This window comes from Bacillus sp. UMB0728 (genome assembly GCF_002858875.1).
Taxonomy (GTDB): domain Bacteria; phylum Bacillota; class Bacilli; order Bacillales; family Cytobacillaceae; genus Bacillus_AB; species Bacillus_AB infantis.
Genome location: NZ_PKLA01000001.1, coordinates 838,759 through 862,714 on the forward strand (window position 1 = coordinate 838,759; position 23,956 = coordinate 862,714).

The window sequence follows — 23,956 nt, forward strand, 5'->3', positions numbered from 1 at the left end:
TTATCGGTGTCTTCTCAGCTCCAGCCAAAAAATCAAGTATTGTACAATGCCCATCGCGGCTAGAAGCATGACTGGGAAGTAAGGAATATGGTTCAAAAATGCGGTCAGGGCAATCGCAACCGGTATAAATGAAGCAAAAAAGATATACACCTTCCTGGTTGCCTTATAGGTGATCCACTGCTGCCCTTCGTCATCTTCTCTCAACTCCATTGGGATAATCTGCGGTTTCACCTTGCTGCCAGGGTTCAGCTTGTTGTAGACAGGTATGGAAGCAACAAGGAAGAGAATCGGAATGCCGAGAAACAGCGGATCAATATTCATCCACCCAGGAACATCGTCAGTATAATAATTGCCAATCATTATGATCCCAAGGCCCAGGATCAGCAGGCAATTAAAAAGTGGAGATTGAAAAATAGCTTTTAGCATGGTCATTCTTCCCCTTCTAAATGAAATATCTGTTCGACCGGGACTCCAAACACAGAGGATATCTTCAGCGCGAGTGTGATGGACGGAGCGTAATCGCCCTTTTCAATCAGCCCGATCGTCTGCCGTGAAACACCGATCTTATCTGCCAGATCCTGCTGTGTGAATCGGAATCTCGCCCTCATTTCACGAACGGAATTTTTTAACATGGTAAATTTCCCCTCCCTATGTCATCTTAAGAGTAAAGGATTATTGTCATAATGTAAACGATAGTTGTCATTTATCCATAATGTTGTAACAATTAGAATAATAAAATTTGGTTTTTTGGAAGGAAAAAGATAGGGAGGATTGCTGTAACAAGGGAGTAATTTGAAAGTTATTGGGGGGCTTTTCATAAACAAATTGGGGAACTCAGTCGGGGCTTGACCGCTGCTTAAATGGCAATGCATGTATTGATTTGCTTTTATTCGATGTGAGTGACTGCTTTTTTATTAAATAGATGCACTGGGGCCTGCTTTTAAATACCCTTATGTGTTAATTAACCTCTATTCTATGCATGGCGGACTGCTTTTTTATCCCCTCATGTGTTGATAAGCCTCTATTCTATGCATGAGGGACTGCATTTTTATCATCTCATGTATTGATTAGCCTCTATTCTATGCATCAGGGACTGCTTTTTTATCATCTCATGTATTGATCAGCCTCTTTTCTATGCATCAGGGACTGCTTTTTTATCTCCTCATGTGTTGATTAGCCTCTTTTCTATGCATCAGGGACTGCTTTTTTATCTCCTCATGTATTGATCAGCCTCTTTTCTATGCATCAGGGACTGCTTTTTTATCTCCTCATGTATTGATTAGCCTCTATTCTAGGCATGGCGGACTGCTTTTTATCCCCTCATGTATTGATTAACCTCTATCCAATGCATGGCAGACTGCTTTTTTATCATCTCATGTATTGATTAGCCTCTATTCAATGCATGGCGGACTGCTTTTTTATCATCTCATGTATTGATTAGCCTCTATTCAAAAATATCATTCTTTTCAACCCTGGCTTAGATTGCATTCTTCAAATAATTTTAGCCCATCCTCAGCGAATGGGCTTTCCTCTACTTGCTGTTGTAAAATACCGGTGCATCGTCCACTCTTTCAAGCCATACCTTTGCTTTGCCGCCTGCTCTCTCTTTGATCCAGATATCTCCCTGCGTTCCGCCGCTTTCTTTTCGCATCCATGTTAAATAGCTCCCTGTTACTTGAGGCTTGATATCCATGCTGCCTGGTTTAGGGAATGTAATTTGCTTCTGGATGCCTGATTTGATATTGATGTTGTATAGCTTTGAATACAGCTCCGGGACCGGCCCTTCCTTCCATTCTTTATTTTCCCTTGCCCGGGCCGAGATCACCTCGTCTCCGGTCAGCCACGCGAGGTCAATATCTACATAGCCTTCTGGCGTATAATCCTTTTGGCCGGCTGAAATTGGAATATCTGCTACCGACGTCCTTTTATCCTGTACAAAAAATCTTCCTTCACCAGAAATATACGCGATTTTATTTTCCTTCGGGGACCATTTAAACCAATCCGGCTGGTTCAGCATCTTTCCGATAATCTGGAACCGGGTACCTCCCGCAGACAATACCATGAGCGTGTTGCTGTCGGCCGACCATGATGCGGTCGGGACTCCAAGATAGCTTATCCACTTCCGGTCTGTGCTCCACTTGAAATGATTTGCATCAATCGCAAACAGTTTGTCCGGGTCCGTTTTTATTGTATAAAATGGCTTTATTTTTTTGGGGTTCAGTCCGGCATCTTTCTTTATTTTGAACAGCCTAACCGGCCCCCATCCAGTGGGCAGCAGTTCCGCTTGTGACGAAGCAATAAATCCCTTGCCATCCGGCATCCATGTAAAATCACTTACACCCAAAGAGACATTTTCAAAGCCCATAGGTATACCGTTTTTAGTTTTTGTGATATTAAGAACTCCCCTGGAAGTGTAAGCGATTGTATTGGCATCCGGGGACCATTCAAAGTGATAGGTCTCGATTGTTTTATAGGGCTGATAGCTCCGGTTCTTCTGCAAATCATAGACATACAGATAACGCTGATCACCTTCTGCAGCCAGATAAGCAATGAACCTTCCATCATATGACCATTTCGGATCCGATGCCTGTCCTGCTTCGGTCAAACGGTTTTCTTTTTTCCCCTCAGCAATCCACAAATTTCCGTCTCTTATAAAAGCTGCCTTTACTCCCCCTTCAGCCTGGCTGGAAATAGGCATGCTTGCAAAAATGGCCAGAAAGCATAAAAAAATCCTTAATCTCATGGAAAATCCCTCCTGCCGTTAGGGTGTCCCGATTAAGGATGATGATTCCAATATTCAGCCTAAATCCTGCTTGCAGACAAGAGCATGCTCTACATAAAGCTTGAGGAGGACGAGTGCCTCTCCCCAGCCGGCTGCACAATTTACGCATGCCTGAAGGTCTTTGAGGGAGGAGGAATATCCCGTCTCGTGCACACTGACAATCGTTCCTTCCTCAGCAGGCTCCAGTGTAAACGACACCGTGGTCGTACTCTCACCGGGGGTCCATTGAAAGATGAATCGGCTGACCGGCTCTGCATGAAGTACCCTCCCCCCATCCTCAAGCACCAGTTTTTCTGGACCATAATTGTTCCATTTCAAGCGGATATCACCTGTGCCATCCGAGTTCAGATTAAGTTCAGTCCCATCGGTAAACCAGCTGTTCCAGCCTTCAGCAGTCGTCAAAACCCGATAAATATCATGTCTATCTTTTCTGATCAATATTTTATGATTGATCTCCGGCATTTTACTATTCCCCCAATCCATTAAGGCATAGAGCTTGAAATGAGCTCAATGACCAATGCCAATACAGCCAGCAGAATGGTCATAATCGTACTGCTGAATAATATGTTTTTGCTTATCATTATATATTTTTCAGGCTCCCTGAGCTGGTGGTAAATGAGTGATACCAGGAGCCCCAGAACGATAGCTGCCCCCCATAGCATTAAACCGGACACAGTCGTCAGCCTTTCCCAGTCTGCCATCCATAAAAATAGTATATAAAGCTGTGATCCCAGGATAAATAAACCTGCGCTCGCTCCTAGTTTTCTTCTCATAATAAAACCTTTCCTCTCAAATCTGACTGTTCATGCTGCGCTGAAAAGGGATATGGCACAATACTTTCCCTATGCTTGAGGTCCCCTTCGCTTCTTTTTAAAAGATGATCTTATGTATTCCTTGTTCTGTTTCAGACAGCTCGATTACAAACACTTCTGCTGCTTTTTCATTGCCTTCTGACTTTTATAATAGATTTGACGAAAAAAAGAACAGTAAGTTTCAATTTTCATCAAAGAAAAAAGGACCTGTTATAGGCCCTTAATTCCAGACTGTATCCAACTTATCTGCATAAAAGAAAATCGCCTTCCTATACTGCTGAATGCCTTCGTCTGAAGATGTTTCCGCCAGGCTTTCCAGCAGAAGGCCCATTGCTTCTCCATGGCTTCCTAAATTGTACAACACCATAGAATAAAAAACGCTCATTGCACGGTTATCAGGGAATCTTTCCATCCCCTTCTCAAGCGTATATCTTGCCTTCTGATATTCTCCTAATGTACGGTAAGTGCTCCCCAATCCGAGCAGTGCCCCCTCCAGCTCTTTATCTGGAAGTCCGAGGCTGATGGCTCTTTCATAATAGGGAGCTGCATCCGCTTCTTCCCCCAGCAAATCAAAGCTCCAGGCAGTTTGATAGCTGATCAGCGCATCGCTGGGATTTCTGTCAGCAAGCTTCTTGAGGATAAGGTTTGACTTCTTGAGCTCTCCCGATCCCCTAAGGTTAATTGCAAATTCAAGTTCTTCCATAGATTTATCCTCCGCCTGACACAAGATAATATACCAATACTGCTATCATATTCGGGAGGCCGAACAGCAGGACACCGCCCCCTATTTTTTGCCGCTTCTTTCTATCATTCTTGCTTTCTGTGTGAAAATTTGCCCTGTTTTGTTCCCCGCTGATGAAAACACCAAACAATAACCCGCTAATTAAAATGGAAGCTATAGATACAGTCCCGCTCAGCATCCATAAAAGATTCCAGTTTTCCTCTCCATAAGAACCAGCCGCCGCAAGACCCGCCAGTACTATTCCTGACAATAATGCTTTTCTCATCAAAACATCCCCTTTTCTTCATTATATTTATGAAGGGAAAGAGCCGTTAATCTTGTATTCTTCTTTTTTAAATGAACTTTATCCTTCCTCTTTTGAAAAAAAGGGCCGCGACATTTTAGTGCAGCATCTTACGATTTTAGAAAACAGGCAAAGGGTCCTCAAAAGTCTTCCAGTCCACCTCAGCTTCCTCTTCACAAATCAGACAAACATCAAGCGAATCCTCAATGGCACGGCGATCCATTTTTATGCCGATCATTACCAGCTCTGTCTGCCGGTCCCCTGTTATTTCATCCCAGCTTTCCTTAAGCCCGGGATCTTCTGACAGAATTTGTTCTCGTTCGGCCTCGGGAAGCGATGCGATCCATGCACCCGCCCCTTGCAGGATAAGCGAAGGTCCAGCCTGAGAAAGAAGGCCGGCAGTATCTTCCCTGCCTGCAACCCAAATGAAGCCCTTTGATCTGACAATCTCAGCAGGCCATCGTTCAAGCCATTGCATAAACCTGCCAGGATGAAACGGCTTTCTTCTTCTATAGACGAAGGAAGAAATCCCATATTCCTCGGTTTCCGGTATATGCTCATGATTAAGCTCTTTTATCCATCCTGCATTTTGTCCAGCTTGTTCCAAGTCAAAAAGCTTTGTATTCAGCACGCGGTCCAGCGGTACTGCCCCATGTATTGTTTCAATAATATCTGCTCCCGGGTTAAGCTTGCGGAGGACGGCTGTAAGCTCTTCAGCAGCCTTCCTTTCTGTTAAGTCAATTTTGTTCAGTAATATCACATTGGCAAATTCAATCTGATCGATCAGCAGGTCCACCACTTCGCGCTCATCTGAATCCCCTGCCGCCTCCTGCCTGTCCAGAAGGCTTTCTCCTGAAGAAAAGTCCTGCCAAAAACGGTAAGCATCCACAACTGTCACCATTGTATCCAGCCTGCAGATGGAGGACAGATTAATTTCTAAATCTTCGTCAGCATATGAAAAGGTCTGAGCAACAGGAACCGGTTCGCTGATCCCTGTTGATTCAATCACTATATAATCAATATCGCCTTGGGCAGCAAGCTTCTCAACCTCTATCATTAAATCCTCGCGCAGCGTGCAGCATATGCAGCCATTCTGCATTTCAACCAGCTTTTCATCTGTCCTTGAGAAGCCGCCCTGCTTCACCATTGCAGCATCAATATTGACCTCGCTCATATCATTGACAATTACAGCCACCTTCAAGCCCTCACGATTTGCCAGAATGTGATTGAGCAAAGATGTTTTTCCTGAGCCAAGATAACCGCTCAAGACAGTAACAGGTATTCTCTTTATACTCATTAAAATCTCCCTTTTTAAACGTATTCATTACGATTTAATACTTATAATAAGCTGCTTGTAATTCTTTCTGCTGCCTGTCGTGCCCCTGAGATATTGCGGGCAATAGGCCCTATCTCCAGCTCGGCCAGTGCTCCTGTAACATAAAGTCCACGAGACCATTGGAGTGAATGGCCAACGATAGGATAACCGCACTTTGCACAAGGCAGGCTATGCTTTTCAATAAAAGGGGTAAGCCACTCTTTTCCCGGAAGGCCGGCCTGAAAGCCGGTGGCCAAAACAACAGTCCCAGTCTGATGGATGAGCTCCCCTTTTTCATTGAACATAGAAATACCCTTTCCGCTCCATTCAGCCCGCTCAACATGGCCATCAATAAGGTAAAGCAGATCCTCTTTAGCCAAATGCTTGATTTTTGCCAGAAGTTCAAATGGAAGGGATCCCTTATTCCTTGCTTTTATAATCTGCCGGCGCTTTTCCTTCCAGGATTCAAGCTTGCGGAAGCCATATTGTTTTTTGGGTCCGAGCCACCCTGGATCACTGTCAAAATCATGCACCCGGAAAGGGTGACGCTTAAGCAATGCTGCCTGGCCGGGATATTGTGTGCTTAAGCTTATGGCCAAATGTACCGCTGATATTCCCCCGCCAAGGACCGTTATAGGAACCTGGAGATGTTCAAGAACCGGCATGCCTTTTTCGAAAATATGATAAATGGAAGGACAGCCCTCTTCTTTTAGACTGATGGCCCATTCAGGAAGTAAAGGCTGTTCTCCAATCCCGATTGCAATGGCTAGATTTTTTGTTTCTAATGTTCGTCCTTCCTGAAGGGCAACACGCCAGCCTCCCTCTGTCTCCATTGCTTCTATTACCCTGCCCTGCACCCATGAATCCTTCATTTCAGTATCCTGGATAACATGCTGGCAATGCTCGTTGAATAATTTCAGTGAAGGTCTCTTATATCTGCCGAAGTATGCACCGTTTTGTTCGGTATTCCCGGCAAATTTCTGCAGGCTGAAAGGCCCTTCATCGATATGATGCACAGAGGGCGATCTCAAGTAAGGCATTGAAATGGCAGCTGTGCAATGCTTCCAATTGGATAGCGGCTCGTGATGCGGATCAATAATGGACAGTCCTTCTAAGGATACTTTTTTCTTTCTCAGCAAGAATGCAGCAAGTGTAACACCCTGTATTCCCCCGCCGACAATGACCCATTCTTTCATCTTTTGAATCCTCCTTGAAAAAAGCGCTTGGCTGATGTGATTTATGTAAAATTCTGCCTCAGCTTTCTGTGTTTATTAGCAAGTTTCATCTTTTATTAGCAACTTTTCCAGTTTACTAGCAACTTTTTTCTTTTATTAGCAACTTTTCCAATTTATTAGCAACTATTCAGTTTTATTAGCAACTACAACGCAAACTATAGCCTGGAATAAAACGTAATAATTACGATTTGATAATTAAACCACAACTTTTAAACTTATTCAATCCCCACTCCTGGTAAGGTTCTCTAACGTTCTTTGTGCCTGCGCTCCCCTAATTTTATCCCCTAAGAGATCTTCCTGGGACGATTGACGCATCTCTTCCCCTGAATAAACAGGTATTCCAGCCTCCTTAACTGTTATAAAATGGACAGGTATATTCCCATGGACAAACACATATAGTTAGCTTAGAATGTAAAGCGTAATTATTACGGTTACTTTAATTTCATTACCCAGGGTGCTGTTATTTAGGAGGTTTATATGGATCGCATAATAAAAAGTAATATGGGCGAATTAACAGGTCTGATTATCGCCGTTACAGCAGGTTTGTTTATCTTTTCGATTGTCAGTTTTCAAGAAGCAGTGGAGCTTCCCTCATCATTGCTCAATTTGAATACGATCTTTATCAGTATTTTGATAGAGGCGCTTCCATTTGTATTGATCGGCGTTCTTATAGCCGGGTTTATACAGATTTTTGTGACTGAGGACCATATTAAAAAATGGATACCGAAGAATAAGTATTTGGCGATTCTAATGAGCTGTACGGCGGGAGCCCTTTTTCCAGCATGTGAGTGCGGCATTGTTCCAATTATTCGAAGGCTCGTTGGCAAAGGGGTGCCGATTTATGCGGGAATTGGCTTTATGCTCACCGGACCCCTTATCAACCCGATTGTTATTGCTTCTACATATATGGCATTTGGCAATGATGCGAAGATGGCCGGTCTTAGGATGGGGCTGGGTTTTGTCATTGCACTGGCATCCGCTTTTGCTGTCAGCCTCTTCTTCAAAGGCAATCAATTTAAAAAAGGTCTTCATACAGAGTCCGCGCAATCGATGAGCAAAGCTCCCTTTATGGACAGGCTTTGGTTGATGCTGACACATTCTATTGATGAGTTCTTTGATATGGCAAAATATTTAATATTGGGGGCTTTTCTGGCTTCATTCGTCCAGGTATACTTGCCTGCAAGAACACTGCTCGAGGCAGGGAGCGGCCCTGTCGCTTCTCTGCTGGTGATGATGGGCCTTGCTTTCATTCTTTCTTTATGCTCGGAGGCCGATGCATTCATCGGAGCGTCATTCGGCAGCATCTTCCCTTCTGCCTCTGTTTTGGGCTTCCTGATTTTCGGTCCTATGATTGATTTAAAAAACACTCTGATGATGCTGAGCGTCTTCCGGAAAAGATTTGTCTTATCCGTACTGCTAATTGTCGCAGCAGCCGTTTTCGTAACTTTGCTCATTGTACAGGGTTTATGGTAAGGGAGGGAGAATAAATGGTCATACACTATCAGCAGGGTTTAAGGGCATTAATACTGCTTATTTTTTCTGCATTGATCTTCAAGCTGCATTATACTGGAGAGATCAGCAAATATATCAACCCTAAATATGAGAGCCTGAGCCAAATTGCATCTGTTATTTTTCTCGTCCTGTTTTTTATTCAAATCACTCGCATATGGGGACAAAAGGAAAAAAAGCATCATCATCACCATGATGGTGAAATGGAATGCTGCCAGCATGATGATGGAGGCCATGACTGCGGGCACCATCATGATCACGGGACCTCCCCGTTTACAGCCAAAAAGCTGCTATCCTACAGCATCATCATCTTTCCCTTGATTACGGGCTTCCTCCTACCGCCCAAGGTACTGGACGCATCGATTGCGGATAAAAAAGGGGGAATGGCCATATTATCACAAGGAAAGCAGAAGGCTGAACAGGATAATGCTGAAACAGATGAGCGGCAGACTGACAAGGATGAAGCAGAAACGGAGGAGCGGCTTGAGGATAAAGAGGGAGACTCTATAGACGAAAACGAACCGGATCCAAATCTGGAGAATCAGCCTGTCATGACAAATGATGAATACACCGCGTACAAAAAAAGACTGGCAAAAAGCAATAGCATCCTTTTGAACGATGATGTGTATGCCGCCTATTATGAGAGCATGCATGAAGATCTGGACAGCTTTGTGGGAAAAGAGATCGAGCTGAAGGGGTTTGTCTATAAGGAAGAAGGCTTTAACGAGGACCAGCTTGTCATCTCAAGGTTCCTTGTTTCCCATTGTGTGGCAGACGCAAGCATTGTCGGCTTTTTATCACAATTTCAAGAAGCCTCAGGGCTGGAAGCTGACAGCTGGATAAAAGCAAAAGGAACAATTGAAAAGGCTGAATATAATGGTACAATGCTGCCGCTCCTTAAAGTGACTGAATGGGAATCGATCAGTGAGCCCGATCAGCCATATATTTATCCAATAACAATCAAGGTCTTATAAAGAGGGGCGGTCACTTAGATCCGCCCTTTTTCATACTTGTCTGTCCGCGAGTCTTTTTAACAGCTTAATCTGTCCTCTATGGCTGATTTCATCCTCTATAACGTGAAACCACATCCAATAGTGATTATATGCCAGCCCATTTTCCCAGTGAAGATCCTTAAGGAGCCAGTCTTCATCAGCCTCCTTCAGTTTATCCAATGTATTTCTCCGGACTGCATCAAGTTCGGCCACATAAAAATCCAGATCCTTGCCTCTGTATTTTTCCCTGGCCAGGCTCCCAAGTTCCAGCGCAGTTCCCCAATTTGATCTTTCATCCTCATTTAAGTCCCTTTGCTCAAAAGTTATGATGGTATGCACAAATTCAATTGCAGCCACATGCATCAGCAGGGCACCAATTGAATTAGAAGCATCGTCGAGCAAAAAATCGAGCCGGGATTGATCCAGCCCCTGTATTTCACTAAGTGTTACAGATCTTGAATGTTCTAGCATACTCACCACATCAGCAACTCTTTTGCTGTATCCCGCGGCAGGCATTATCCGGTAATCAATCAAAAAAACTCCCCCTTCAACATCTGCTATCTTCATCCTATCAAATAAGGAGAGAAATTATAGACTGAATATTGAAGAATATACATGGTATACTTAAGTTGACCATTGCTCCTCTAGATCACCAAACATAATAAATTCTTATACCTCAAGTATAAATTCCTCTTTTCGCCGCAATAATCGCCGCTGATTTAGGTGTATGTAAAATATATTCTTAAATTCCAATATGTAATGTAAATTCGAATATCCTTCCATATTCATACAAATAAAATGTTATACTGAAAAAAAGAAAGGTTGTGATACATATGTTTAACAGTGGAGATGCTATATTTCAGATTCTTATGTTTGCCATTATGGCTGGAATGGTTTTTGCTGTCTATTTTCTCGTGCGCTGGCTGGTTATCGGAAAACCTGAATCCAGAATGGAGCAGAAGCTGGACAGAATCATCGAGCTGCTGGAGGAGGACAAAAAAAGCTAGCCTCCCGTCCTGGCGTATGAAGAAATCTATTCCTCGAATTTATATTCATTGCTCCCAGGCTTGCTTTTTATATGCATCCACTCGGCAATAGCGTCATCTCTGCTTTTCCCCTGATTTTTCGGGTCTGCATAATAATCACGAATAAACCGATTATATTCGAACTGCCGGCCAATTTCGCGTTGATAGGAAGGATCTTTTTTCCGTTTTTCTTCCTCATGCCACGCTGATACAGCATCGCTATAGGTCTTTCCGGGATTATACTTAAAATAATCTTGTATATAAGTAGAAAAGTGAAATTGTGAACCTATGACATTCTTGAAAAATGCACGGACTTCCTGTGAGCAAGTGTGATTCTCAGAAATAACCGTATCAAGGCTTAATGGGGCTTTGGCTGCGCAGGGCTTTGGCCTTCTTTTTCTCATCGGACCTTTTTTCTCCCCTGTCGTCAAAAAGATCTTAATTCTTTCCGAAAGCTCTGCCTTTCCGCCTGACGTACTCATCCCTTCTTCCCTGCAGAATGCCTGAAGCTCTGTTTTAAGCCAATAATATTCACTGAATTCAAAAAAGCTTATTTTGCTGGTAAGTTCCGGCCTCATATATTCCTCCATCAGCTTATTATCAATTAAATTATAGAACGGATGTTCTTTCTTTACAAGGGTTAAGGAAAATAATTCCTCTGCTTAAATATGCGTTATTATGGGTAGATTGGTGAGAAAAGGACTTTTTAAAGGATAGGAGGTTGGCTGATGGCAAGAATGGACAAAAGCCTTTCCCAAGATCAGGCCAGGTTTGCCGGCAGGAACCTGGGTTCTGGTGTTTTGTTTGGAGTGGGCCTGGCAGCTTTTTTGGATGAAGCTGTTTTTCACCAGCTATTGCACTGGCACCATTTTTATGACCTTTCCACCACAGCCGCAGGACTGGTTTCTGACGGATTTTTTCATGCTTTCAGCTGGTTTGCCACAGTAGCAGCTTTATTTATGCTTGCAGATCTCCGCCGGAGGGCAGCCTGGTGGCGAAAGAGATGGATGAGCGGCGTCATGCTGGGTTCAGGTGGCTTTAATTTTTATGACGGGACTATCCAGCATAAGGTGATGAGAATCCATCAAATTCGCTATGAGGTTGAAATATTGCCTTATGATCTGGTTTGGAATGCTATTGCGCTCTTTTTCATTCTTTTGGGAACTATTCTTTTCCTCAAGACGAACAAACAGCTGCGAAAGGCAGGTGCTGCACCAGATGCACGGCAATAGCCATCAGCACCACGAAGCAGTGGGTGGTGCTGGATTAATCGCTGCCCAAGGTGCCCTAATTGTGTTTTTTGTTTGGCTGCTTCTCATCTACCTTGCAGTCCAATATTTCGGGAAACGTGATTGGCCTTTATACAGGACCGTTCTCTGGGTTGCCGGCATCCTTTGCTGCATAGCGGCGGCAGGTCCAATAGCTTCCTGGTCCCACAATCAATTTTCAATGCATATGATGGGCCATTTGCTCCTCGGTATGCTCGGTCCCCTGCTGATGGTCCTTTCCGCGCCTGTCACTTTGGCTTTGAGAATGCTGCCTGCTGCATATGCAAGAAGAGGGGCCAGATTGCTAAAATCCCGTTTTTTCTGTGTTATTTCCCATCCCGCAGCAGCAGCAACCTTAAATATAGGAGGGCTTTGGCTGCTATATACAACCGATTTGTTTACAAGGATGCATGAACAGCCTGTGCTTTACCTGCTGGTCCATTTGCATGTCTTTCTGGCAGGATATCTATTTACGGCATCATTCATCTCAATTGAGCCTTCTTCGCATAAAAAGAGCTTTGTGCCTAGGGCAGCCATCCTGATCACAGCCCTGGCAGGTCATGGGATATTGTCAAAATACCTCTACGCCCATCCCCCTTCAGGCGTTTCAATGGAACAGGCTCAGAGCGGCGCTGTCCTCATGTATTATGGCGGAGATATAATAGATCTGTTCATCATCATTTTTTTCTGCCTTGAATGGTATAAAGCAAGGCGCCCGAGGGAATCAGGTGTTGGCACCGTACCCTTTTAGCATGGGGGCAGCATAGAATAAGAAGAGCACTGCCAACTGGGCAGTGCTCTTTTCTTGTTCTATAGAACGTCCTGTTTATTCAGATGTGTCAGTGCCTTTTTCAGGCTGCCCAGGAAGACAAGCCCGTCCACCTCAAGTCCCAGATTAACCATAGTTTGCGCTATTTCAGGACGGATACCTGTAAAGATCACCTTGATGCCAAGAAGCCTGAGCGCATCAGTGACTTTAAATAGCTCATTAGCCACCATCGTATCTACAATCATCACGCCCGAGACATCCAGAATCAAATGGGAAATGCCCAACTCCCTTGATTTCTCAAGAGTTTCTTCCATTAAAAGCTGCGCCCTGTCAGTATCAATATCTCCAATCAGCGGCAGGATTGCCACAGAGTCTGTAATCGGGACAACCGGTACAGAGAGTTCGAGGAACGCTTTTTTTGAATTATTCAGTGTTTCTGTATATGATTTCACATATGCAAGGCTGAAGGCGTGGACCGCGATATCCAGCAATGGATCAATTGTTTCTATTATTTCAAAAACAGTTTCTGCTGACAATTCGTTTTTAAGAACTTCTTTTTTAATTACTTTCCATATGTATTTCCTGTATAAAGCCGTATCCATAAGCGCCTCATCCAGCGACACTCCTTGAACACACAGATTCTTTCCCGTTTCAGCTCCCCAGTTTTCGAAAACGTCTGTTACTTCCTCCCCTTCGGAGGACTTGATGAGACTGTCTCCAAACATGCTGATAAAAGAAGCTCTTAAATTCAAAATTTCTGTTTCATATTTGCTGATTTCTTCTCTTTCTATAGCTGTCAGATCAGCAAATCGCTCTGTTTGGACCTGTTTGGCAATCTGCATTTTTTCCTGGTTAATTCTTTCCCCTATATGTGCAAGTTCTCTTGTCATAAGCTCCCCCAACATAAATATACAAAGAATCTTTATTAGTTTATTTTCTATTATTATACCGGCACGATTTCAAATTTCCTAGCTTTTCGATAACTAATTATGCTTTTTTCCAATATACATTTAACCGTTTTTCTGGCTGGTTAAACGCCTTTTGAAAAATATATATCCTGCAGGATTCTTGTGCAAATAAAGAAACGGAAGCTGCATACTGGCAGCTTCCAAAGGATAAATTTATTTAAGAGAATTGATGGCCCTCTCCAGGGTGGAGGTAACACTAATCTTATCGAATGAGATTCCCAGCTGCACTGCCGTCTGGGCAATTTCAGGGCGGATGCCTGATAAAGTGCTCTTCACGCCAATCAGTGTTAGCGTCTCTATGAGCTGGAATATCTGGTGTGCAACCATAGTATCAATCATGACCACTCCCGACAGGTCGATGAACAGATGGTTAACCTTTTTCTCGTTGCATTCGAGCAGCGTATGCTCAAGGATGAACTTGGCCCTTGCTGTATCAATATCGCCAACAAGCGGCAGCAACGCTGCATTATTATTAAGAGAAATGACCGGCGAGCTGAGTTCATTGATCATTTCCTGGCTGGCCTTCAATCTGGCTTCAGAATATTTATGGTTTTCCTGTGTGAACCAGGTCATCACTTTGCTGAAAGCCTTAATGATCAGTCTGTTCCAAGTATTGATCTGATCCTGCGTATACTTTTTATCGTTTTTCTTCGCATATTCTTCCATTAAATCAAGATACTGTTCCTGAGTATTGAAAAACTCTCTTAAGATAAAATGGACAGGAGTACTCAAGTGCTCTTCATCCTGGGCAATGGATAAAATCCACTGTTCGAACTCACGGAAGAAGGCATCTTCCTCCATGATAAAAATCTTGCAGAAATGTTCATGAAAATCATGGTTCTGCTGCTTTATCGTCCGGATTACATCTGGATTGGTCGAGCTGTATACCCCTTTTGGATCGCTTTTATCCAATGAAGTATACCAGTCTTCTGTTAGCTGCCATGTTTTATCTACTAAAAACTCATGTAAATCTTTATTTCTATGCATAGCTTCCCCTGAGACCTCTCTATTTAAGATATTTTTCTTTACTATTGTAGCATTTCTGCTTACAAGGGTCATCTTTTAAACTGCATCGGAAAGCTGTTTCCTTTCAGACCTTCCTGCTTTCTTTTATCAGCGCTTCAAATACCCCAATACAGTTAAAAAAAGAAGGCTCACATCTGCCATTTTCTTCCCAGCTCCATGAAGCTGAGAGGATTGAATGGGCATAGCCCCAGCTGATCAGCTTTTCCCTTTTCAGGCCCACATTCTCTGCGAATAGGTCAATCCTTTTTGATATAATAGACTCTCCCCCTGTTTCAGGCAGCCGATTGAGAAGATACTGAATGACATCATATTCTCTTTCCCCTATCAGCCCTTTTGGATCAATGATGACCCAGCCATTTTTCCCGCCATCCAGGATATTAAAATGATGCAGATCTCCATGAAGAAGGAAATGTGCTGTAGTATTTCTTATATTCTCAGCAAATATGGCGTCTGCTTCATTCAGCATCGAAGCTGTTATCGGTCCCAGCCCTTCCGGATTTTCACTCAGAATCCGCTTAAGGCTTTGATGCCGCTCCTCCATCCCAGGCAGATCAGATGATAGCGGCGCAGGAACCCAAAGGGTTTTCATCAGATTTGCGGCAATCCCTGCGGCTTTTTCATCATCTTCTACTCCAGCAAGTGTTGAACCGGGGGCCACCTTTTCAAGGAGGAGAATGCCTTTTTCCACATCAGCTTCATATACCTTTACGACACCCGGACCTTTAAGCTGCTCCAGTGCATATGCCTCTCCTTTTGATTCCCCTCCCGGGACGGACAGTTTAAGAACAGCCTCTGTTCCATCTGCCATAATAACGGGCGCGGCAAAATTATAAGAAAGCTTATAATGCTCCCTGATTTTAAGTTTCCATCGCTGCTCGCATTCTTCTATTAAAGAATCAAAGTTCGAAAGCCATTCTTTGCCTTTTTCTTTATGTACATTCCTGATGGTTCTTTTAAACGCTTCAGGCAAGTCCATTAAACAGATAGCCTCCCTGTTTTTAAGCTTTTATAAAAAGATTTTACGGCTTCTGCCGCCTGGAAGGGAAACTGCAGCCAAACATATGCATGCAGTGAATCCGGTATATAAATCATTTTATGTTCCCGGAGAAGGGAAGAAAAATGATTGATGCTTTTTTCTGCCAGTCTGTTTTCTGACTCCTCCTGGCTTGGCAGAAAGAGAACAGGACAGCTGATTTTACAGTAATAGTCCTCCAGCCTGATATCCCAGCATGATGAAATAAAGCCGGCAAGGACATTCTTTGTAAAGCGATTCGCAAAGTGTCCGTTTTCTCTTTGTTCCATAGTGCTTCTAATGAACGCTTCTGCATGTCTGTTCCAGATATCCGCTTCCTTGAATACTTTCTCCATTGCCGAAATATACTCTTCGGCTGAAGCGAAAACAAGTTCTTCTTCATTATTAATGCTTGCCAGAAGCTCTGTTCTTTCTATGTCTGCCTCTTCTTTTGTTCCTTCCAGCAAGCTGTATTCTCCCCAGCGATCATATAATCCGCCTTCACAAACAAGCGATTTGACCATTCCAGGATGGGAGGCTGCTATGCTGAGCCCCACTTCAGCCCCCATGGAGCTTCCAATGATATGGCAGCATTCAATGCCCAGTTCATTCAGAAGGTAAATGATATCTTCAGCCATTTCGTCAATATGGTAGCCGCTTTCCGGTTTTTCTGATTTACCATGTCCCCTGATGTCTGGTGCAATCACACTATAGTCTGCAGAGAAATGCGGTATGATTCCATGCCAGGCCTCCCATGTCCCTCCGCTGAAATGCAGAAACAGAATGACTGGTTTTTCAGAAAGACTATGGGCCACATTTATACTTATCCCATTTGGCAATTGAATCTTTTCTTCCTTCATGACAGTCCCCTTTCTCGTTCTATTCTCGAATCGGGTTAAACTTTAATTCAAACCCGGATGGCTCCTGACCGAATGGATCCTCAAATCTTTCGAACACGAAAGATATTTCTTCCAGGTTCTCCGGCAGTGGCGGCACAACTGTAAAGGTGTAAGACATGCTGCCGTTTCCTCCTTTCGCACCGCGCGCTCTGCAATCATAGCCTCCTTCAATATATAACCTGAAATGTCCCATTAGATCATATCTGCCGGGTACGTGCTCTTCAGCCGTTCCGTCCCACTCAACTGCCATGGTAATGACACTCGCATTGCTGTATTGTTTGACCGCGGTCATGCTATAAAGCTTCCCGTCTCTTTCTACACTCCTCATTACAGGGACATATTTAATAAAATCTTCCGGTTCCGCCCGGGGCCTTAATTCCTCTTCCATGCGTATTGTCCCGAAAATAGCTTTAACAAAATCCGGGTAAAGTCCGTACTTTTCAGCCCACTGTTCAAGCTGGTCTTCTGGCGGGGTGCCCGGTTTATTGTCAGCTGCCGTTTTCCTTTCAATCAACAATGAAAGAAACTTTTCATCGTATGGTGCAGCCCTTTGGTCATAATGCTCTGGATAACGGAATTGCTTTATTCTACACATACAGCTTCCTCCTTAAAAAAACTATGCTTCAGGACAGTGAGAGCCACCGGAAACCATTCTTAAAGATTATTTTAAACTTTCTGTTATTGTTTTTAAAACAATATCATGTTGCTGAATATGTCGATTTTTTATTCCATGCATTCCCTTGCCTTCTCCAGCGGATTCCGGTAATATATGGATATTAATTTACCGGAAGGGTGACAAAAGGGCGATGAACAGCTAATTCTTTTTGGGAAATATTCGTAATTTATTTATACGATTCTTTTCTGGACAGGATTAGTGCACCCCTTTTGTGAAAGCAGGCAGAATACCTCTGACCAGCCATACACCCAAGGAGCCTCCTGCCCAGAAAAGGCAGGAGGTTTTTTTATGACTGAAAATATGCTTGCAGAAAAAGCAGGCTTTGGTGCGCTCTTTCAAAATCGCGTTATCAGAACCATCCTGCTGTCTGTCTTTTTCCTGCAAATCGGAATCTGGGTCCGTAATTACTCGATCCTTCTTTATGTAATTGAAAAAACAAATGAAAACCCGGTAGCGGTGTCTCTTATATCAGTCGCTGAATTTGCGCCCATTTTCCTGTTTTCTTTTATCGGCGGAACATTTGCAGACCGGTGGAGGCCGAAAAGGACCATGGTATGGTGCGACTTATTGAGTGCCTTATCCATTTTTGCAGTGCTGCTCACCCTGCTATTCGGAAGCTGGAAAGTGATATTCTTTGCGACTCTTGTCTCCTCGATCTTGTCCCAATTTTCCCAGCCTGCCGGCATGAAGCTTTTCAAACTCCATGTTCCGGCAGAATTGGTTCAGATGGGAATGTCTATTTACCAGACTGTATTTGCGCTTTTCATGATCCTGGGGCCTGTAATCGGAACCTTTGTCTATCAGCGCTTCGGCATTATGACAGCCATTGCGGTCATGGGTGTTGCTTTCATCCTTTCTGCCCTCATTCTGCTTATGCTGCCAGCTGACAGGGAATTGGATGAAACAACCGATAGAAAATCGCTGTTTATGGAGATGAAGGACGGTTTTCGCTATGTCTGGAGCAGCAAGCCACTGACTTTGCTCGGAGGCTGCTTTGCTGCTGCCGGCCTTGCTATCGGCCTTACCCAGCCGCTCGGCGTCTTTCTCATAACTGACAGGCTTGGCCTTCCAAAAGAGGAGCTGCAATGGCTGATGACTGCCTTTGGGGCCGGTATGATCCTTGGCGGAGGCGTGACAGTTGCTATTTCAAAGAAGGCACAGCCCCAGCTGCTTCTTGCGCTTGGAATGGCGGCCAGCGCAATCGGCTTCATAGGAATGGGCCTGTCGACCGCTTTCTGGCTCACACTTGCTGCACAATTTTTCTCCGGTCTGTTTATGCCTTGCATCCATATCGGCATTAATACGATGATTCTGCAAAATACAGAAGAACACTTTATCGGCAGGGTCAATGGCATCCTGAATCCCCTCTTTATGGGAGCAACCGTCATTACCATGTCGATGTCCGGCTGGCTGCTCAGCAAGCTTTCCATTGTACTGATATATGAAGCGTCAGCTGTACTCCTGGCGATTGGAATTCTCATTCTCCTGCCAATCATGGGCAGAAACTCTGTTAAATCTGGAGTGAGCGAAGAAATATAACATAAAGCTTGAGGCGATTAGCCTCAAGTTTTTTTTTGCTTTTGAAAAAGATGAAATGATCTACAGGCAGATGGGCAATACTACGCTTGTGCAACAGAAAGGCGGCACTCTGATGAGAGATAATTTAAGGAGGTTTATGATGGGAATTTTAAGCGGAAACCCAAAGGATGAACCGCTGCATTATGGCGAAGTATTTAGTATCTGGTCCTCCCAGCTTGCAGGAAATGCGATGATTGCAGGCTATCAGACCATGATGAACCACGCAGGTGATGATGATCTTAAGAAGCTGCTTGCAGAAGCGATTGAACTAGGCATGGAAAATCGCAGGCAGGTGGAAGAACTGCTAAAGGAAAATGGCGTCGGTCTTCCGCCGGCACTGCCTGAACGGCCGGATGCGTGCCTGGATGACATCCCCGTTGGCGCAAGGGTTTCCGATATGGAGATAGCGGGAACACTTTCAGCTGACATTGCCGCAGGGCTTGTTGCCTGCAGCCAGGTTATCGGCATGTCGATCCGTGAAGATGTAGCCATGATGTATGGGCAGTTCCACACACAAAAGGCACAGCTTGGCGCCAAGGTCTTGCGCCTGAATAAAGAAAAAGGCTGGCTGATTCCTCCTCCCCTGCACCTGTCTAAAGGGAAGGACTGCTAGAAGCATTGAAAGGGAGAACAAAGACGCTCTCCCTGGTATTTATCCAATATTCGCCATTGATTCAGCCCTGAGCCTCAAAGGAAACACTGCCGGGGCTGTTTCTGTTTTGTGTCTTTTCTTGAAAAGAAAGTGCTTCGGCTAGTAATTCGAAAAGGGAAGACATTCTCCAATAGGAGTCGAAAAATATTTATACCTATGTGACAAGAAGCTAATAAAGTACTTTCACACTAGTCTGAAAATATTGCTGATTCCATCATCCGGAACTCAAAACGTTCTTTTCGGTTAGGCGATCAGGTTAAGGACCCTGTCTGTATATAGACGGAAGAATTCCGCTTAATTAGTAATTTTTATAAAAAACAGCCCAAATAGACGGAGAAATTCCGCTTATTGAATCAAAAAATGTGAAAATATGATAATTTGCTTTACCTAACCGGAAAATCTCCCCTTATTTACCTCAGAACAAACTCCATTCTTTATTTAGCGGGAAAACGTCCGCTTATTTATTTTTTGTAGAGTTCACCAATCAAAGGAAAAGAGAAATCATTGCCCGGCCCCAAGTAATGTAAAATATACCGTTTCATAAAGCAAGCTCTTTCAGCTGCACCACTCCTTCTCTTTGTACCCCGGCGCAGTGGTGCATTATTTTCATTATGGTGCACCATATATCTCAGTATTTCCTATCATGCTGCCCCCGGCTTTCATATTCCCCATGTAATCCACACTGCAAGTTTCAGATGAAATAAGAAGAAATCAATGAAACACCTGTAAATCCATTTTGTAGAATAAAGGAAAACTCTGGATAAATATAGAATATTTGAGGAGGCTTGCAGAAAGATGATCTGGAGCCTTTTTTAAACTATAAAAAGGATGATTTTAATGAAAACAGAGATTCTAGAGAAAAACAAAGAAAGCTGGAACCTTTCAGCAGAGCGCTTTTTCGGCCGTAATCCGCTGCCTGAGTATGGTCCCCTGGCCCCTGTGGAAGATGAGCTGCATCTGCTTGGCGACCCTTCCGGGAAAAAGGTGCTGGATATCGGCTGCGGCAGCGGGCATTCCCTCCTCTATATGGACGGACGGTGTGCAGCCGAGCTTTGGGGGATCGATTTGTCTCCTAAGCAGATACATACGGCACAGAATGTGCTCGGCGCGGCTGAAGCGCCTGTAAGGCTTTTTGAATCCCCTATGGAGAATGATCCCGGGCTCCCAATTAATTACTTTGATATTGTCTATTCCATCTATGCTCTCGGCTGGACCACAAGCCTTGAGGAAACGCTGGCTAATATACACAGATATTTAAAGCCTGGCGGCACTTTCGTTTTCAGCTGGGAACATCCATTTTTCAGCAGAATCAGGAGCCAGGATTCCTCCATTATTATCGATAAGCCTTATCATGAGGAAGGTGTTTATAACCATGAGGGATGGAATACGCCTGCTTTCATGCAGCAGTATAAAGTAGGCACCTACATCAATGCCCTGGTCAGCCAGGGCTTTAGAGTCGAGAGAGTTATAGAAGAAGCACGCCTATCAGAGGAAGACAGGAAAAGGCACAGCAACCGCTGGTATTCATATGAAAAAGCACAATATCTTCCCACAACAATCATTATTAAGAGCACAAAAGCTATTTAGAGTATAGTAAGCGGGTACGCCATGAATCTTTGTGTTTCATGAGCAGCATCTGCATCGCGGGTTGTATGGGTTTTGTAAATATATGGGATTAGGAATGATTAATGCGGAAACCGGCATGATTAATGGCAGGTTCGGTATGATTATTGTCTAAACAGGCAGGATTATGAATGAATCCGGCATGATTACCCGGAATTTTGGGATGTTCTCTTCAAAAGTCGGGTGAATCGCCTTCCAGATGGACTGCTCCCCCTTCATTTTAATGACACTTCCTCAAAGAAGGCTTAAATTAATGCCATTTTCCAAAAGAACAAAGCAATGCCGAATCAAAACCTCCCCAGATCCTTGCGGCGCCAAAAAGTCCATACCAAATTGTATGGACTTTTTTTCTGTATAAAAGTGGCTGCTCAGCCTTCCTTATGTTGTCTTGCTCTGCTCCCCAGGAACTGACAAGTTTCTTTCTTTATAGCTGCCTGCCAGATAATCGATAATTTCTCTTCTGCGGATCAACCCTATGAAGACGCCGCTGTCGTCAGTAACAGGGACAAAATTCTGATTTAGTGATGAATTAATGATTTCTTCCATCTCACTGCTCACGAGCACCGGCTCATATGACCTGTGAAGCGGCACATCCTTCAGCATCACTTCCTGGATCTCATTAAAGTCTACCCTGCCCATGCTTTTGAGCTTCCATAACAAATCACCTTCTGACAGAGAACCTACATATTTCCCTTCCTTATTCAATATCGGGAACGTTGTATAACGATGATACTCCATTTTTTCCATGGCTTGTCTCATTGTCCAATGGTCGTAGACAAAAACCAGTTCATTTTTAGGCAATAAAAAAAACGCGATATTCATTACAGCTGATTCTCCTTCTTATTAACACTGAACACCTGAAGCATTATTCCTGCTTAATTGTTCACTCCGGTTTCTCCTGCACAAAACTGTCTCTGGCAATGGTAATGCATAAACAGTCACATTCCCTTTCTTTCCCTTCAAACAGCAGCCCTGAAACGTACGCAGAATATATACAGCACAAAAATACCTATCCTGGATGCGGGCAGCTTCAGCAGATTTGAAAGCTGGGGTGCTGCTGAATAGGCGGTCTCCTGTGACCTCACTCGCTTTAGCCGACGGGCAGGATGGCGAAAGATCGTTATCATCCCTCCTGCATTCTGCAGAATTAGCCCCTGGTCATCGGTTCCTCCGTTCTCAATATGAGATTGAGCCAATTCATATTTTTAGGTGTTGAAATAATTTTACTTCCAACTTTCCTCATAAGCAAATTTCTGCATAGTCCTTTTTATATATGGCCTTCAGCAAGAGGCAAAAAAATGAGTGAATCCTCTATTCTACAAAGACATCATCATGTTTTCAACCAGTTTATTTCTTTTTTTAATTCTTTTTTGTTTTCCGTTGACAGCCATTAAGTTCGTGAGTAAGATAAGGCAGAACAGGATTTATTATTGGAAATCATGACTTGAAATTTGGGTTTCGCTTCCTCTGATTTTGTAAAAAACAAGAGTATCAGAGAGTAGAAGAAACGATGATGGAATGCATGCATAATACCTTTTAAACACCACAGCAACGGGAGGATTTATGGGAAACACTTGCCGATATGTCATTAATGCAGTTGGAAAAGGCGGAGAAACCTACTACACACAATGCAAAGATAAAAAAGAAATGGAAGAATGGATTTCTGAGCATCAGGATCGGATAGTGATGGAGGAAATCAAGGTGAAGGATAAAAATAAGCATCCGCTGCTGAAGCTGTTTTCAAAATAAAGCATAATACCCTATAAACATGTACAGATAGAGAGCTTGCACAAGCTCTCTATTTTCTTCCTTGCATTTCCCTCTTCTTTCATGTAGAGTATTAGATCCTCAATGCGGCTTTGCTTCCGCTGAGGAAGGCAATTTCCTGACAGAACAGCAGCAATGGGAAAAACTCAGGCATGTTGTCCGCATTGCAGAAGAGGTTTGGAAATAATCATTGTGAATGGCAAGGGAGGGGACCGCATGATCCCCTCCCTCCTTCATTTTCAGTTTGCTTTCATGCTTCCGAGAATCGAGATCATCGTCTCATAAACCTCTTCTGATTCCTCCTGGTTCACATAATGGATTGTGATTCGAAGCAGCTTACCGTCTACTTTTTTGACAATAATGTTTGCTTGATCAGTTCTGTTATGTGCGTGCAGAACCATCATGCTGTCTCTATAAAATGGAAGCTGGACAGATTTCATCTCTTCAGGCTTGCCGATCGTCCTGAGATAATCCAGAGAATTTTTCTTTACTTCATCCATTACTGATTTACCGTCAAGAACTTCCACCCTGGCAAAATACCGGGCATTCTTCCCATATTCCAAAAGGAAGCGGCGCGGCTCTTCTGCATGGAATGTATAACCTTTCTTTACGGAAACGGACACTTTCACCTTATCAGCATCATATGAAGCAATAATACCCTTATTGACTGACAGCTTTTGTCCGATTACAATCAGGTCGCTCTTCAGCACGTTTATTTTTTTGAGTTCAGTGACGCTGAGAGCGTATTTTTGGCCGATTCCCCACAGTGTGTCTCCTTTTTTTACCGTAATCGTTCCTGGGACCTCCAGTTTGCTGCCCGCATAAATTCTATCGCTCTTTAATTTATTGATATGCTTGAGCTGGCCGACTGTACTGCCGTATTTCCTGGCAATGCTGTAAAGAGTGTCCCCTTTCTTTATCTGGTAAAATTCCTCGGCTGCTGCATGGCCCTGGCTGAATGTAATGATTCCTAATGCCATCAGTCCTGCAGCAGCCAGTTTTTTTACTTTTTTCATTTTTAAT

27 protein-coding genes and 1 pseudogene are annotated in these 23,956 nt (G+C 43.7%); 10 read left to right on the top strand and 18 right to left on the bottom strand.

The genetic code is table 11. The annotated features are described in order from the left end of the window. From CYJ37_RS04300 to CYJ37_RS04340, 9 genes are all read right to left on the bottom strand, one after another. Entirely contained in the window at nucleotides 1-432 is a 432-nt protein-coding gene (locus tag CYJ37_RS04300; protein WP_101548102.1) for a hypothetical protein, read from the bottom strand. Then, nucleotides 429-632 (bottom strand): helix-turn-helix transcriptional regulator, encoded by a 204-nt coding sequence (locus tag CYJ37_RS04305; RefSeq protein ID WP_101548104.1) that lies wholly within the window; start codon nucleotides 630-632, stop codon nucleotides 429-431. The genes CYJ37_RS04300 and CYJ37_RS04305 overlap by 4 nt, the downstream gene beginning before the upstream one ends. Before the next feature lie 899 nt (nucleotides 633-1,531). Continuing rightward, nucleotides 1,532-2,743 carry a TolB family protein gene (locus tag CYJ37_RS04310; protein ID WP_101548106.1) on the bottom strand — a complete coding sequence of 404 codons (1,212 nt, stop codon included), beginning with the start codon at nucleotides 2,741-2,743 and terminating at the stop codon, nucleotides 1,532-1,534. A 54-nt stretch (nucleotides 2,744-2,797) separates the two neighbouring features. Then, nucleotides 2,798-3,244, bottom strand: coding sequence for an SRPBCC family protein (locus CYJ37_RS04315; RefSeq protein ID WP_180827243.1), 447 nt, complete (start codon nucleotides 3,242-3,244; stop codon nucleotides 2,798-2,800). Between the two features lie 20 nt (nucleotides 3,245-3,264). Further along, nucleotides 3,265-3,555 (bottom strand): hypothetical protein, encoded by a 291-nt coding sequence (locus CYJ37_RS04320; RefSeq protein WP_101548110.1) that lies wholly within the window; start codon nucleotides 3,553-3,555, stop codon nucleotides 3,265-3,267. 259 nt (nucleotides 3,556-3,814) lie between these two features. Next, entirely contained in the window at nucleotides 3,815-4,297 is a 483-nt protein-coding gene (locus tag CYJ37_RS04325) for a tetratricopeptide repeat protein (RefSeq protein ID WP_101548111.1), read from the bottom strand. A gap of 4 nt (nucleotides 4,298-4,301) precedes the next feature. Then, nucleotides 4,302-4,601, bottom strand: a complete 300-nt coding sequence (locus CYJ37_RS04330) for a DUF5316 domain-containing protein (protein ID WP_101548113.1) — start codon at nucleotides 4,599-4,601, stop codon at nucleotides 4,302-4,304. Nucleotides 4,602-4,737: 136 nt separating this feature from the next. Beyond that, nucleotides 4,738-5,916 (bottom strand): GTP-binding protein, encoded by a 1,179-nt coding sequence (locus tag CYJ37_RS04335; RefSeq protein WP_101548115.1) that lies wholly within the window; start codon nucleotides 5,914-5,916, stop codon nucleotides 4,738-4,740. A 41-nt stretch (nucleotides 5,917-5,957) separates the two neighbouring features. After that, a complete protein-coding gene (locus CYJ37_RS04340; RefSeq protein WP_101548117.1) occupies nucleotides 5,958-7,130 on the bottom strand; it encodes an FAD/NAD(P)-binding protein in 1,173 nt (390 codons plus the stop codon). A gap of 516 nt (nucleotides 7,131-7,646) precedes the next feature. Here CYJ37_RS04340 and CYJ37_RS04345 point away from each other — a divergent pair. Then, nucleotides 7,647-8,642 (top strand): permease, encoded by a 996-nt coding sequence (locus CYJ37_RS04345; protein WP_101548119.1) that lies wholly within the window; start codon nucleotides 7,647-7,649, stop codon nucleotides 8,640-8,642. A 14-nt stretch (nucleotides 8,643-8,656) separates the two neighbouring features. Continuing rightward, on the top strand, nucleotides 8,657-9,652 hold the full coding sequence (locus CYJ37_RS04350) for a TIGR03943 family putative permease subunit (RefSeq protein ID WP_101548121.1): 996 nt from the start codon (nucleotides 8,657-8,659) through the stop codon (nucleotides 9,650-9,652). 30 nt (nucleotides 9,653-9,682) lie between these two features. Here the strand turns inward: CYJ37_RS04350 and CYJ37_RS04355 are convergent, their stop codons facing one another. After that, nucleotides 9,683-10,204, bottom strand: a complete 522-nt coding sequence (locus tag CYJ37_RS04355) for a DinB family protein (RefSeq protein ID WP_101548123.1) — start codon at nucleotides 10,202-10,204, stop codon at nucleotides 9,683-9,685. A 299-nt stretch (nucleotides 10,205-10,503) separates the two neighbouring features. On the opposite strand from CYJ37_RS04355, the gene CYJ37_RS04360 reads away from it, so the two are divergent. Then, nucleotides 10,504-10,677, top strand: a complete 174-nt coding sequence (locus CYJ37_RS04360; protein ID WP_101548125.1) for a DUF4083 domain-containing protein — start codon at nucleotides 10,504-10,506, stop codon at nucleotides 10,675-10,677. 26 nt (nucleotides 10,678-10,703) lie between these two features. Here CYJ37_RS04360 and CYJ37_RS04365 read toward each other — a convergent pair whose 3' ends face one another. After that, nucleotides 10,704-11,273 (bottom strand): DUF6434 domain-containing protein, encoded by a 570-nt coding sequence (locus CYJ37_RS04365; RefSeq protein ID WP_101548127.1) that lies wholly within the window; start codon nucleotides 11,271-11,273, stop codon nucleotides 10,704-10,706. A gap of 150 nt (nucleotides 11,274-11,423) precedes the next feature. Here CYJ37_RS04365 and CYJ37_RS04370 point away from each other — a divergent pair, with 150 nt between their 5' ends. Then, a complete protein-coding gene (locus CYJ37_RS04370; RefSeq protein ID WP_101548129.1) occupies nucleotides 11,424-11,927 on the top strand; it encodes a DUF2243 domain-containing protein in 504 nt (167 codons plus the stop codon). Next, on the top strand, nucleotides 11,914-12,714 hold the full coding sequence (locus tag CYJ37_RS04375; protein ID WP_257964166.1) for a cytochrome c oxidase assembly protein: 801 nt from the start codon (nucleotides 11,914-11,916) through the stop codon (nucleotides 12,712-12,714). Before CYJ37_RS04370 ends, CYJ37_RS04375 begins: the two co-directional genes overlap by 14 nt. A 59-nt stretch (nucleotides 12,715-12,773) precedes the next feature. On the opposite strand, the gene CYJ37_RS04380 is transcribed toward CYJ37_RS04375, so the two are convergent. The 5 genes from CYJ37_RS04380 to CYJ37_RS04400 form a co-directional block, all read right to left on the bottom strand. After that, entirely contained in the window at nucleotides 12,774-13,622 is an 849-nt protein-coding gene (locus CYJ37_RS04380) for an STAS domain-containing protein (RefSeq protein ID WP_257964167.1), read from the bottom strand. A 231-nt stretch (nucleotides 13,623-13,853) separates the two neighbouring features. Further along, nucleotides 13,854-14,687, bottom strand: a complete 834-nt coding sequence (locus CYJ37_RS04385; RefSeq protein ID WP_101548132.1) for an STAS domain-containing protein — start codon at nucleotides 14,685-14,687, stop codon at nucleotides 13,854-13,856. Nucleotides 14,688-14,790: 103 nt separating this feature from the next. Beyond that, nucleotides 14,791-15,702: an aminoglycoside phosphotransferase family protein gene (locus CYJ37_RS04390; RefSeq protein ID WP_101548134.1), complete on the bottom strand. Its 912-nt coding sequence runs from the start codon at nucleotides 15,700-15,702 to the stop codon at nucleotides 14,791-14,793. Beyond that, a complete protein-coding gene (locus CYJ37_RS04395) occupies nucleotides 15,702-16,598 on the bottom strand; it encodes an alpha/beta fold hydrolase (protein WP_101548135.1) in 897 nt (298 codons plus the stop codon). Before CYJ37_RS04395 ends, CYJ37_RS04390 begins: the two co-directional genes overlap by 1 nt. 19 nt (nucleotides 16,599-16,617) lie before the next feature. Then, the gene (locus CYJ37_RS04400) at nucleotides 16,618-17,232 is read right to left on the bottom strand and encodes a hypothetical protein (RefSeq protein WP_101548136.1); all 615 of its coding nucleotides are present in this window, start codon (nucleotides 17,230-17,232) and stop codon (nucleotides 16,618-16,620) included. A gap of 369 nt (nucleotides 17,233-17,601) precedes the next feature. Here CYJ37_RS04400 and CYJ37_RS04405 point away from each other — a divergent pair, with 369 nt between their 5' ends. The 3 genes from CYJ37_RS04405 to CYJ37_RS04415 all read left to right on the top strand — a co-directional run bounded on the left by CYJ37_RS04405 (nucleotide 17,602) and on the right by CYJ37_RS04415 (nucleotide 21,130). After that, nucleotides 17,602-18,852 (top strand): MFS transporter, encoded by a 1,251-nt coding sequence (locus tag CYJ37_RS04405; RefSeq protein WP_257964168.1) that lies wholly within the window; start codon nucleotides 17,602-17,604, stop codon nucleotides 18,850-18,852. A 139-nt stretch (nucleotides 18,853-18,991) separates the two neighbouring features. Beyond that, a complete protein-coding gene (locus CYJ37_RS04410) occupies nucleotides 18,992-19,504 on the top strand; it encodes a DUF3231 family protein (protein ID WP_101548137.1) in 513 nt (170 codons plus the stop codon). Between the two features lie 876 nt (nucleotides 19,505-20,380). Next, nucleotides 20,381-21,130, top strand: coding sequence for a class I SAM-dependent methyltransferase (locus CYJ37_RS04415; RefSeq protein WP_101548139.1), 750 nt, complete (start codon nucleotides 20,381-20,383; stop codon nucleotides 21,128-21,130). 414 nt (nucleotides 21,131-21,544) lie between these two features. Here the strand turns inward: CYJ37_RS04415 and CYJ37_RS04420 are convergent, their stop codons facing one another. Beyond that, nucleotides 21,545-21,988, bottom strand: a complete 444-nt coding sequence (locus CYJ37_RS04420; RefSeq protein WP_101548141.1) for a CBS domain-containing protein — start codon at nucleotides 21,986-21,988, stop codon at nucleotides 21,545-21,547. A 741-nt stretch (nucleotides 21,989-22,729) separates the two neighbouring features. Here CYJ37_RS04420 and CYJ37_RS04425 point away from each other — a divergent pair. Both CYJ37_RS04425 and CYJ37_RS04430 read left to right on the top strand, forming a co-directional pair. Next, a complete protein-coding gene (locus CYJ37_RS04425; protein WP_035402415.1) occupies nucleotides 22,730-22,915 on the top strand; it encodes a hypothetical protein in 186 nt (61 codons plus the stop codon). Between the two features lie 91 nt (nucleotides 22,916-23,006). Further along, nucleotides 23,007-23,120, top strand: a pseudogene (locus CYJ37_RS04430) (5-methyltetrahydropteroyltriglutamate--homocysteine S-methyltransferase); the annotation flags it as partial. A 52-nt stretch (nucleotides 23,121-23,172) separates the two neighbouring features. Here CYJ37_RS04430 and CYJ37_RS04435 read toward each other — a convergent pair. Continuing rightward, complete coding sequence (locus tag CYJ37_RS04435; protein ID WP_101548143.1) at nucleotides 23,173-23,949, bottom strand: LysM peptidoglycan-binding domain-containing protein; 777 nt, start codon at nucleotides 23,947-23,949, stop codon at nucleotides 23,173-23,175. Nucleotides 23,950-23,956: the final 7 nt, after the last annotated feature.

Excerpts from the sequence above, each read along its gene's own strand:
- CYJ37_RS04300 (WP_101548102.1), bottom strand. The coding sequence starts at position 432 with ATGACCATGCTAAAAGCTATTTTTCAATCTCCACTTTTTAATTGCCTG.
- CYJ37_RS04305 (WP_101548104.1), bottom strand. The coding sequence starts at position 632 with ATGTTAAAAAATTCCGTTCGTGAAATGAGGGCGAGATTCCGATTCACA.
- CYJ37_RS04310 (WP_101548106.1), bottom strand. The coding sequence starts at position 2,743 with ATGAGATTAAGGATTTTTTTATGCTTTCTGGCCATTTTTGCAAGCATG.
- CYJ37_RS04315 (WP_180827243.1), bottom strand. The coding sequence starts at position 3,244 with ATGCCGGAGATCAATCATAAAATATTGATCAGAAAAGATAGACATGAT.
- CYJ37_RS04320 (WP_101548110.1), bottom strand. The coding sequence starts at position 3,555 with ATGAGAAGAAAACTAGGAGCGAGCGCAGGTTTATTTATCCTGGGATCA.
- CYJ37_RS04325 (WP_101548111.1), bottom strand. The coding sequence starts at position 4,297 with ATGGAAGAACTTGAATTTGCAATTAACCTTAGGGGATCGGGAGAGCTC.
- CYJ37_RS04330 (WP_101548113.1), bottom strand. The coding sequence starts at position 4,601 with ATGAGAAAAGCATTATTGTCAGGAATAGTACTGGCGGGTCTTGCGGCG.
- CYJ37_RS04335 (WP_101548115.1), bottom strand. The coding sequence starts at position 5,916 with ATGAGTATAAAGAGAATACCTGTTACTGTCTTGAGCGGTTATCTTGGC.
- CYJ37_RS04340 (WP_101548117.1), bottom strand. The coding sequence starts at position 7,130 with ATGAAAGAATGGGTCATTGTCGGCGGGGGAATACAGGGTGTTACACTT.
- CYJ37_RS04345 (WP_101548119.1), top strand. The coding sequence starts at position 7,647 with ATGGATCGCATAATAAAAAGTAATATGGGCGAATTAACAGGTCTGATT.
- CYJ37_RS04350 (WP_101548121.1), top strand. The coding sequence starts at position 8,657 with ATGGTCATACACTATCAGCAGGGTTTAAGGGCATTAATACTGCTTATT.
- CYJ37_RS04360 (WP_101548125.1), top strand. The coding sequence starts at position 10,504 with ATGTTTAACAGTGGAGATGCTATATTTCAGATTCTTATGTTTGCCATT.
- CYJ37_RS04365 (WP_101548127.1), bottom strand. The coding sequence starts at position 11,273 with ATGAGGCCGGAACTTACCAGCAAAATAAGCTTTTTTGAATTCAGTGAA.
- CYJ37_RS04370 (WP_101548129.1), top strand. The coding sequence starts at position 11,424 with ATGGCAAGAATGGACAAAAGCCTTTCCCAAGATCAGGCCAGGTTTGCC.
- CYJ37_RS04375 (WP_257964166.1), top strand. The coding sequence starts at position 11,914 with ATGCACGGCAATAGCCATCAGCACCACGAAGCAGTGGGTGGTGCTGGA.
- CYJ37_RS04380 (WP_257964167.1), bottom strand. The coding sequence starts at position 13,622 with ATGACAAGAGAACTTGCACATATAGGGGAAAGAATTAACCAGGAAAAA.
- CYJ37_RS04385 (WP_101548132.1), bottom strand. The coding sequence starts at position 14,687 with ATGCATAGAAATAAAGATTTACATGAGTTTTTAGTAGATAAAACATGG.
- CYJ37_RS04390 (WP_101548134.1), bottom strand. The coding sequence starts at position 15,702 with ATGGACTTGCCTGAAGCGTTTAAAAGAACCATCAGGAATGTACATAAA.
- CYJ37_RS04395 (WP_101548135.1), bottom strand. The coding sequence starts at position 16,598 with ATGAAGGAAGAAAAGATTCAATTGCCAAATGGGATAAGTATAAATGTG.
- CYJ37_RS04400 (WP_101548136.1), bottom strand. The coding sequence starts at position 17,232 with ATGTGTAGAATAAAGCAATTCCGTTATCCAGAGCATTATGACCAAAGG.
- CYJ37_RS04405 (WP_257964168.1), top strand. The coding sequence starts at position 17,602 with ATGACTGAAAATATGCTTGCAGAAAAAGCAGGCTTTGGTGCGCTCTTT.
- CYJ37_RS04410 (WP_101548137.1), top strand. The coding sequence starts at position 18,992 with ATGGGAATTTTAAGCGGAAACCCAAAGGATGAACCGCTGCATTATGGC.
- CYJ37_RS04415 (WP_101548139.1), top strand. The coding sequence starts at position 20,381 with ATGAAAACAGAGATTCTAGAGAAAAACAAAGAAAGCTGGAACCTTTCA.
- CYJ37_RS04420 (WP_101548141.1), bottom strand. The coding sequence starts at position 21,988 with ATGAATATCGCGTTTTTTTTATTGCCTAAAAATGAACTGGTTTTTGTC.
- CYJ37_RS04425 (WP_035402415.1), top strand. The coding sequence starts at position 22,730 with ATGGGAAACACTTGCCGATATGTCATTAATGCAGTTGGAAAAGGCGGA.
- CYJ37_RS04435 (WP_101548143.1), bottom strand. The coding sequence starts at position 23,949 with ATGAAAAAAGTAAAAAAACTGGCTGCTGCAGGACTGATGGCATTAGGA.